Consider the following 9,961-nt stretch of genomic DNA (forward strand, 5'->3'; position numbering starts at 1 on the left):
CGCCCCCGACCAGCGCTGCAATTCGTCATAGCTCAGCGATTGCGACTCGCACCGCAACGCCACCGCTGCAGGCGAACGCGCAGCCTGCGCCACCAGCGAGTCCGCAAGCGAGCCAAACGCATACACCCGCGCGTCCTGCGCCGCAGCCGCCTCCGGCAGCACCAGTTCGCCCACGCGCCGCGTCGCATCGTCCGCGAGTTGCGCGAGCAACGCTTCGTACTGCGCAGCAAGCCGATCGACCGTCGCGCGGTCGATGCGTGCGCCATCCCACGCCCATTCGAGCGCCACGCGCCCACGCGGAATCACCGATACGGCCAGCGGATAGTGCGTCGGATCGACCGAATCGGTGCGCTCGATCGTCAGCGCCTCGCCCTCGGCTGCAGCGCCACGACCCATTGCCTCGACCGGATAGTTCTCGAAGACGAACAGGGTGTCGAACAGCGCGTCGGCGCTGCGGCCGCTCCACTGCTGCACGCGCGCGAGCGGCGTGTGCTCGTGTTCGCGCAGCTCACCGAACTGGCGCTGCAGCGCGCCAAGCCAGTCGCCGACGCGCGCCTGCGGCGTCACCTCGACCCATACGGGCAAGCTGTTGACGAACAGCCCGAGCATGTCGCCTACACCCGGAAGCTGAGCGGGCCGACCGCCCAACGTGGTGCCGAACGCGACGCTGCGGTGATTGACATAACGCGCGAGCAGCAGCGCCCACGCGCCCTGCATCAGGGTGTTGAGCGTGACGCCGTGCGCACGGGCCGCATCGTGCAGACGCGCGCCCAGGTCGCCATGCAGGTCGGCGCGGCGCACGTGCGTGCCGGGTTCGTCGCCCGTGCACGGCGGCAGCGCCGCAAGCAGCGTCGCGGGTTCGCCCGCCGCCTGCGCGCGGGCGCGCCACCAGGCCTCGCCCTGATCGGGTCCGGCATGGCGCTCCAGCCATTCCACATACCGCCGATACGGCTGCACAGGCGCGAGCGTCGCCGCCGCGCCGTCCTTGCGCGCGCGATAGTCGCGCAGGATTTCGTCGAGCAGACGCACCGTGCTCCAGCCGTCGAGCAGCAGATGGTGGTAAGTCCAGACGAGATCGGCCACGTCGTCCTCGCGCTGGATCAGCGCGACGCGCATGAGCGGCGCGGCATCGGGCGCGCAGCCCACCGCCAGATCGCGCTCGCGCCATGCCGCCAGTGCGGCTTCGTAGTCGGCCTCGTGCGAAAAATCGAGTTCGACATAAGGCAGCGTCACGCGGCGCTGCACGATCTGCAGCACCGTGCCGCCCTGACGCCATTCGAAACGCGTGCGCAGCACGGCGTGGCGCGCCATCGCCGCCTGCCAGGCGGCAGCCAGCGCCGCACGATCGAGCGGCCCGCGCAAGGTGAGGCGCAACTGGTTCAGATAGGCGTGACGCTCCGGCTCCGCCAGCACGTGGTAAAGCAGGCCCGTCTGCAGCGGCGTGGCCGTGTAGACGTCTTCGACATGTTCGGGCTTCAGACCCAGCGAACGCCACAGCGAATCCGCTTCGCCACCAGCCGGGGCTTCGTGGATCGACGCCAGAGCGGGCGGCGTCACCGCCACCGCAGCGCGCGCAAGGCGCTCGATGGTCGGCGCTTCGAACAGTTGGCGCGGCGTGATGTGCAGCCCGGCCTCGGCGGCCTGGGCGACGATCTGCAGGCTCAGGATCGAGTCGCCGCCCGCCATGAAGAAGTTGTCCGTCACGCCGATGGCGTCGCTGCGCAGCACCGTGCGCCAGATTGCGAGCAAGGCCGCTTCGGCAGGCGTCTTTGCGTCGCGCTGCGTGTGCGCCGAAGCGCCCGCTTGCGGAGCAGGCAGCGCGCGGCGGTCGATCTTGCCCGAGGGCGTGAGCGGCAGCGCGTCGAGTACGACCAGCGCCGCCGGAACCATGTATTCGGGCAACTGGCCAAGCAGATGCGCGTTCAGTTGCGCCGCGTCCAGCCCTGCGCCCGCGACATAGCCGACGAGGCGCGCCGCGCCGCCGTCCTCGCGCAGCACCACGACCGCGTCGCGCACGCCTTCGCAGCGGCGCAGCACGGCTTCGATTTCGCCGGGTTCGATGCGGTGGCCGCGCAGTTTGATCTGCTGGTCGAGGCGGCCCAGATAGCTCAGCCGCCCGTCGCTGCCGACGCGGCACAGGTCGCCCGTGCGATACAGGCGCGCGCCCTGGCCGTGCGGGTCGGGCACGAAGCGCTCGGCGGTTTGCGCCGCACGCCCCAGATAGCCGCGCGCGAGATTGGCCCCGCCGATGCATAGTTCGCCCACGCCGCCAGCCGGCACCGGCTCGCCCGAGCGGCCCACCACGCGCAGCGCGTTGTCCGCGAGCGCGTGGCCCAGCGCCACCGGCGCGGCGCGCGTGACGGTGTCCGCGGCAGACCAGATGGTCGTTTCGGTCGGGCCGTACATATTGCGCAGATGGACGCCCGCATCGAGCAGCGTCGCTGCAAGGTCGGGCGGCAGCGCCTCGCCGCCGCACAGGCCCTTGAGCACGCGACCGGCGTGGCGCGCCTGGCCGCGCCAGCCGCCCGCGAGCAGCAGCTTCCAGCCCGACGGCGTCGCCTGGAACACGGTCGCACCGCTGGTTTCGAGCAACGCGGCGAGCCGCACGCCGTCACGCTGGACGGCGCGGCTCGCCAGCTCGACGCGCGCGCCCACGGTCAGCGGCAAATAGAGTTCGAGCAGCGAAATATCGAACGATGCCGACGTGGCCGCGAGCCAGACATCGTCGCCACGCAGCGCGACAAAATCGCCGACGCCCGCCAGCAAACGGTCGAACGCGCCGTGCGGGATCGCCACACCCTTGGGCTTGCCGGTCGAGCCGGAGGTGTAGATCACGTAGGCGAGACGGCTCTCATCGATCGGCTCGATGGTGTCGAGGGTGTCGAGGGTGTGGTTTGCATCGGCATCGGCATCCGCGCCCGCGCGCAAGGCGTTCGCATCGAGCACCGTGCGCGTAGCGAGCGCATCGCCCAGCGTCGCCTGGCCGTCGTGGTCCGCGATCACGTAGTCGATCCGCGCGTCGTCAAGCATCGCGACGAGGCGATCGGCGGGATAGTCGGGGTCGAGCGGCACGAACGCCGCCCCCGCGCGCAGCACGCCCAGGCAGGCCGCGAGCAGCGCGGGCGAACGCCCCACGCACACGCCCACGCGCGCCTCGGGCTGCACGCCCGCACGCCGCAAGCCGGCACCGATGCGTGCGGTCCATGCCGCGAGTTCGCCGTAACGCACGCTGTCGTCGTCGCAGACCAGTGCGACGGCGTCGGGCTGTTGCCGCGCCACGCGCGCGAAACGCGCGTGCACCGGCTCGTAGCGATGCGCGTGCAGCGGCCCTGCCACCGACGCACCGTCCTCGAATGCGAACGCGGCGATGCGCGCATCGTCGCCGTGACTCCATTGTTCGAGCAGCGCGCGCAGCTGCTGCGTCATGCGTTCGGCCGTGGCGGCGTCGAATACGTCGCGCGCGTAGGTCAGCGTCAGGCGCAGCGCGCCGTCCGCTTGCTCGACCAGGTTCAGCACGAGGTCGAACTGCGCCTGAGAACCCTCTTCGCCGCGCGCGCGCAGACGCAGATCGGGCCCGACATCGGCGTCGAACGCATGCGACTGCTGCTGGTTGACCATCACCTGGAAAAGCGGCGTCTGCGAGAGATCGCGCTCGGGCTGCAAGGCGTCGACCACCTCGGCAAAGGCCACGTCCTGATGCGCGTAGGCTTCGAGCAGTCCTTCGCGCACCTGTTCGACGAGTTCGCCCGCGCACGTCATGCCGCTAACCTGAGTGCGCAGCACCACCGTATTGACGAAGAAGCCGACCAGACGCATGGCGCCCGGCAGATCGCGATGCGCGACCGGCACGCCGATGCGGATATCGGCCTCGCCCGTATGGCGATGCAACAGCGCGTTGAAGGCCGCGATGGCGGTCATGAAGAGCGTCGCGCGGCGCGTCTGCGCCTGAAGCTTGAGCGCGCTCACCACGGCGGCCGGCAGCGTCGCGCTTACGCGTGCGCCCGCGCCGTTGCGCGCGCCCGTGCGCACGCGGTCCACCGGCAACGCGAGCGGCGCATTCGCGCCCGCGAGGCGCGTTTTCCAGTAGGCAAGCTGGCGCTGCGCGCCGCCGTTTGCGAGCTTGTCGGCTTGTGCGCGCACGACGGCGTGCCAGGTGGTGTCGTCGCTTTCTGCGGGCACATCGGCGCAGCCAGAGGCTGCGGCCTGCGCATGGGCCCGATAGCCACTCACGAAACCGTCGAGCAGCACGCCAATCGACCAGTCGTCGGCGATCAGGTGATGCATCACGAACTGCAGGACGTGCAGGTCTTCACGCACGCGGATCAGCGTGACGCGCAGCGGCGCCTCGTTGAGCAGATCGAACGGTTGCGCGAGCAAGCTGTTCAGCTGTGTATCGATGGAGCCGGTTTGCGCGGCGTCGACCACGCGCAGATCGCAGCGCGCCTCGTCCTTGATCGTGAGCTGCGGCACGCCGCCCGTTTCGGCGAAACGCATGCGCAGCGCGGCATGACGCGCGACCAGCGTGTCGAGCGCGGCTTCGAGCGCGGCGCGATCCAGCGCGCCTTGCAGGTCGAGCGCGCCATGGATGTGGTAGGCGGCGCTGTGCGGGTCGAGCTTCCAGAGGAACCACAGGCGCTGCTGGCCCGCGCTCAGCGGCAGCGCGCCGGGCTGTGCAGGTCGCGCCGGGGCGTCTGCTGCGCTCGCGCCTTGCAGCACGCTGACGCCGGCGTCGCCATTCGCCGCCTTCACCGCCACCGCAAAGTCGCCGAGCACCGGCTGGTCGAACAGCGCGCGCAGGTCGGGCGCCGCGCCGAACGCCGCGCGCACCGCCGCCAGCACGCGCACCGCCAGCAGCGAATGGCCGCCGAGCGCGAAAAAGTCGTCGTCCACGCCCACGCGCGGCACTTCCAGCACCTGCTGCCAGATGCCCGCGAGCGTGCGTTCGGTGGCGTCGCGCGGCGCGACGAAGGCGCTACGCGTCTCATCGACGGCGTCGGTCGGCGCGGGCAGCGCGCGGCGGTCCAGCTTGCCGTTGGTCGTCATCGGCAGACTGTCGAGCACGCACCAGCGCGACGGCACCATATGGGCGGGCAGCGCCGCACGCGCATGTGCGCGCACCGCTTCGGGCGTGAGCGTCGCGCCCGCCGCCGCCGCCACCCACGCGACCAGTTGCTGATCGCGCACTTCCACCACGGCGGCGCGCACATCGGCATGCGCGCGCAGCGCGGCTTCGACCTCGCCCGCCTCGATGCGGAAACCGCGCACCTTCAACTGGCTGTCGTTGCGGCCCAGATAATCGATGTCGCCATCGGCCAGACGACGGGCCACATCGCCCGAGCGATAGCGGCGCGCACCGGGCGCGCCGAACGGATCCGGGACGAAGCGCTCGGCGGTCAACGCGGCGCGGCCCAGGTAGCCGCGCGCGAGGCCCGCGCCGCCCACGTAAAGCTCGCCGACCGCGCCCGCCGGCACCGGCCGCCCCGCGCCGTCCAGCACCTGCAGCGACAGGTCGGCAAGCGGCGCGCCGATCACGCTCGGCGCCGCGCCCGTGAAGATGTCCGCGTGCTGCAGGGTGCGCAGCGTCACGTGCACCGTGGTTTCGGTGATGCCGTACATATTGACGAGCGCGGGCGTCGGCAGCGCGTGCGCCTCGCGTGCCGCAAGCCAGCGCGCGAGCGTCGACGGTTCGAGCTTCTCGCCGCCGAAGATCACGTAGCGCAGTGCGGCGAATGCGTCGGTGCGAACGCCGGCCGCCATCTGGGTGGCGTCGTAATCGCTCAGCGCGTCGAACGCCGAAGGCGTCTGGTTGAGCACCGTCACGCGCGTCGCGCGCATCAGGCCGTGCAGGCGCGCGGGGTCGCGCGCCACGTCCTGCGGCACGATCACGAGCCGCCCGCCATGCACGAGCGCGCCGAACAGCTCCCACACCGAAAAGTCAAAGGCGTAGGAATGGAACAGCGTCCAGACATCCTGCGTCGAGAAGCCGAAGTCGGCCGCGGTCGCATCGAACAGGCGCGCGAGGTTTTCCTGCGTCACGCCCACGCCCTTGGGGCGGCCCGTCGAACCGGACGTGTAGATCACGTAAGCGAGTTGCCGGGGATCGACTGCGGGTTCGTCGAACGCTGCGGCTTCGCCGTCGCTGCCGGCCAGCGCGTCGGCGCAAGGCACGGCCAGGCGCGCGACGTCGGGCAACAGCGCCGCGAATCGCCCGGCTTGCTCCGCGTCGCAGAGCACGAGCGAAAGCGCTGCGTCGTCGGCGATGTAGTGCAGGCGTTCGTCGGGATAGGCGGGGTCGAGCGGCACGTAGGCCGCGCCTGCACGCAGCACGCCAAGCAGCGTCGCCACCAGCGCCGGCGAGCGGCTCATCGCCACGCCGATGCGGACTTCGCGCGTGCGGCCCGCGCAAGCCTGCGTGCATAGCTGCGCGATGCGCGCGGACCACGCGTCGAGTGCACCGTAGGTCAGCGTCGCAAGCGCGGGGGCAGCGCCGTCATCGGCGGGATGCAGCAGCGCAATCGCGTCGGGCTGCGCCCGCGCGATGGCCGCCAGGCGCGCGCTAACCGGCTCGAACGCAAAAGCCTCACGCGGCGGCGCGGGCGGCAGGTCCGCTTGCAACGCGATATCGGCAAGACGCGCGGGCTGCGCAGAGACCGAAACCGCATCGGCAAGCTGGTCGAGCATCGCGTGGAACTGGCGCGCGAGCCGTTCGACCGCCGCGCTCGACACGCGCCGCGCGTCGTGACGCCACTTGAGCGCGAGGCCCTCGGTGGCGGTGCGGCCCGGCGTCACGATCAGCGTGAGCGGGTAATGCGTGTTGTCCACGGTCTCGACCGCGCGCACGTCGAAGGCGCTCTGCCCGGCCTGCAGCGCATCGTCGAGCGGATAGTTCTCGAACACGATCAGACTGTCGAACAGGCCATCGCCCGCCACGCCCGCCCATTGCTGCAGCTTCGCCAGCGGCGTGTGCGCGGCGTCCTGCAGCGCCACGGTCTGCGCGTGGATCGCGCGCAGCCATGCAGCGGGCGCAGCGCCCGGGTCGACGTCGATCCACAGCGGCAGGCTGTTGATGAAGAGGCCGACGATCTTGTCGGCATCGGCCAGATCGGCCGGGCGGCCGGAGACCGTCGCGCCGAACACCACCTGCTCGCGACCTGCGAAGCGCGCGAGCACCAGCGCCCACGCCGCCTGCACCACCGTGTTCAGCGTCACGCGCGCATCCTGCGCGGCGCGCGCGAGGCGCATCTGCAGCGCGGGCGCGAGCGATTCGACCCGCATCGGTTCGGCGGCTTCGGTTTGCGTTTGCGGCATGTGCGGGTCGGCGGCGCGCAGATCCGGGCCCAGCGCGTCGGCGAGGCGCGCGGGATCGTCCCGGGTAGCGAGGCGCTCGCTCCAGAACGCCTGGGTGTCGCGCTGATCCGCGAGCCATTGCACGTAGTGCGCGTAGGGCACGGCAGGCTCGGTCGACGCGGCGGCGAGCGACTCGCCGCGCGTGAGCGCTTCATAGGCGCGCGCGACTTCGGCCAGCACCTGGGCGCTCGACCAGCCGTCGGTCAGCACGTGGTGATGGGTCCAGACGAGTTCGTGCGCGCCGTCGGCACGCGCGAACAGATCGACGCGCATCAGCGGCGCGCGCGTGGCGTCGAAGCCCGTTTCCACGAAGCGACGGCAGGTCTGCGCAATAACGGCGTCGGCATCGGCCGATTCGGGCGAGTGCAGCGCGAACGGCACGTCGGCGTGGCGTTCGACGATCTGCAGCGGTTCGCCCTCGGCGGGCCAGACGAAGCGCGTGCGGAGTACCGCGTGGCGCGCGGCGACATGCTGCCACGCGGCGCGCATCGCGGCGGCGTCGAGCGCGCCGCCCGCGCGCGCCACCAGCGTGAGGCGCATTTGCCCCACGTAGAGACCCGGTTGGCCTTCCAGCATGCCGTGGAACAGCAGGCCCTGCTGCATCGGCGTGGCAGCGTAGACGGATTCCACCGTCTGCGCCGCATCAGTGGCGAGACCGGCGCGCGCAAGCAAGGCGGCGTCGGGAGCCGGCGCGGTGGTTTTCTCAGCAGGCGTTGCAAGCGGCATTGCAGGCGGCGTTGCAGGCGCCGCCGCACGCGGCGAGGCGGCAGCCGTGCTTTGCGCCACGCGCGCCGCTCCTTCCACGCTCGGGTGGTCGAACATCTGGCGCGGCGTCAGGCGAAGTCCGGCGCGGCGCGCCTTCGCGATCACCTGCAGGCTCAGAATCGAATCGCCGCCCACTTCGAAGAAATTGTCGGTCACGCCGATCGTGTCGCGCCGCAGCACTTCGCGCCACACCGCGAGCAGCGTGCGCTCGTTGTCGTTGCGCGCTTCCACGATAGCGGGCGCGGCATCGCCTGCTGCACCCGCCCCGGCAGCCTGTTCGAGCGGCCAGGGCAGCGCGGCGCGGTCGACTTTGCCGTTCGCGGTCAGCGGCAGCGCGGCCAGCACGCCGATCGCCGACGGCACCATGTAGTCGGGCAGTTCGGCGGCCAGTTGCGCGCGCAGCGCCTCGCCGTCGAGCGCGGTTTGTGCGGTCACATAGCCGACCAGACGCAGCGCGCCTGCTTCGTCGGCCTGTGCTTCCCCTTGCTCCTCGCCTTCGCGGCGCGCCACCACCACTGCGTCGCGCACGCCGTCAAGCAGACGCAGACGCGCGGCCACTTCCTCCGGCTCGACGCGATAGCCGCGAATCTTCACCTGATCGTCCAGACGGCCCAGGAACGCGAATTCGCCGCCCGGCAGTTGCTTGACCTTGTCGCCGGTGCGATAGAGGCGTGCGCCGTCACCGCGCGGATCGGGCACGAAGCGCTCGGCGGTCAGGGCGGCGCGGTTGAGATAGCCGCTCGCCAGGCTTTCGCCGCCGATGCACAGTTCGCCCGCGACTCCGCGCGGTACAGGATTGCCATCCTTATTGAGCACCGCCGCGCGCACATGCGCGAGCGGCGTGCCAAGCGGCAGCGTCGCGCCACGGCTTTCGCCGCCGTGGCGCGTCAACACGCCGACCGTCGTTTCGGTCGGGCCGTAGTGGTTCATCACCACGCACGCGGGACGCAGCGCGGCGATGCGCGCCGCCAGCCGCGTGGCCGCCGGTTCGCCGCCGACCACGACGCAGCGCAGCGGCAGCACGGCTTCGGGGCGCGCAGCCTGCATCAGCGCGTCCAGATGGCTCGGCACGATCTTGAGCAGGTCGATCCGGCGCGCTTCCATGAAGGCGGCGAAGGCGTCGGGATCGGCGGCGATCTGCGCATCGACGAGATGCAGCGTCCAGCCGTTCCACAACGCGCCGAACAACGCCGTGTGGCCCAGGTCGGCGGCGGGCGTCGACAGATACGCGGCGCTGCGCACGTCTGCGGGCACGCGCTCGCTAACGCTGCGCAGGTATGCGCCCAGCGCGGCTTGCCCGATTTCGACGCCCTTCGGGCGGCCCGTGGAGCCAGAGGTGTAGATCACATAGGCCGGCCATTGCGCGAGGTCGGCGGCATCGCCCACTGGTTCGGCGTTTTCTTCGGCGCTATGCACGCCATCGCGCCACGCCTGCGGCGCGAGCGTGCGCACGCCGTCGGGCAGCCACGCAGGCGGCGTGTGCGCGAGCAGCACGCGCGCGCCGCAGTCTTCGGCCTGCCAGCGCAGCCGCGCCTCGGGCAGCGCGGGGTCGAGCGGAACGTAGCACGCGCGCAGACGCCAGATCGCCAGAATGCCCGCCACCAGCGCGGTCTCGCGCGGCAGCGCCAGCGCCACGCGCGAGCCGGCGCGCACGCCCTCCTCGCGCAACGCAGCGGCAACGCGACCCGACCACGCCCACAGCGTGGCCCAGTCGAGTGTGTCGTGCGCGTCGGCCACGGCGTTTGCCTGCGGCGTCGCGCGTACGGTCTCCTGAACGCGAATGAGAAGAGCTTCGGTTTTAAGCGTGTTCGATTCCATGTTGCCTCGTCCGGATCACATCCGCCGATGT

At 71.3% G+C, this 9,961-nt stretch carries 1 protein-coding gene; it reads right to left on the reverse strand.

Annotation, left to right across the window (positions count from 1 at the left end):
- Window positions 1-9,930 (reverse strand): non-ribosomal peptide synthetase (locus BBA01S_RS42730; RefSeq protein WP_042297884.1); only part of this gene is annotated, 9,930 nt, incomplete at its 3' end.
- Between the last annotated feature and the right edge of the window lie 31 nt (window positions 9,931-9,961).

It is taken from the genome of Paraburkholderia bannensis NBRC 103871 (assembly GCF_000685015.1).
Taxonomy (GTDB): domain Bacteria; phylum Pseudomonadota; class Gammaproteobacteria; order Burkholderiales; family Burkholderiaceae; genus Paraburkholderia; species Paraburkholderia bannensis.